Annotated in this window: 1 protein-coding gene; it reads left to right on the top strand. The window is 49.4% G+C overall.

Going from position 1 to position 269, the window contains the following annotated elements:
- Positions 1-269 (top strand): ABC transporter substrate-binding protein (locus tag ACYP03_RS26335; protein ID WP_459782714.1); only part of this gene is annotated, 269 nt, incomplete at both ends.

A 269-nucleotide genomic window follows, 5' to 3' on the forward strand; every position in this document is an offset into this window, starting at 1 on the left:
AACGGGTTGAAATGTCTGTCGCCAACAGGGAAAAACTGTTTTCTCTGGTTGAAGGCATGAACGTCTTACCGGAACATTACTGGAAAGACAAGAAACTCAGCGAGCCACTCAACGAACCACCGATTGGCAGCAGTGCGTACAAGGTAACCAGTTATCAGTCGGGCCAGAGTGTGACTTACTCCAGAGTGAAAGATTACTGGGCGGCCGATCTTCCGGTGAATGTCGGGCGGCATAATTTCGACATCATCCGGTACGACTATTACCGTGAT

It is taken from the genome of Photobacterium sp. R1 (assembly GCF_054600795.1).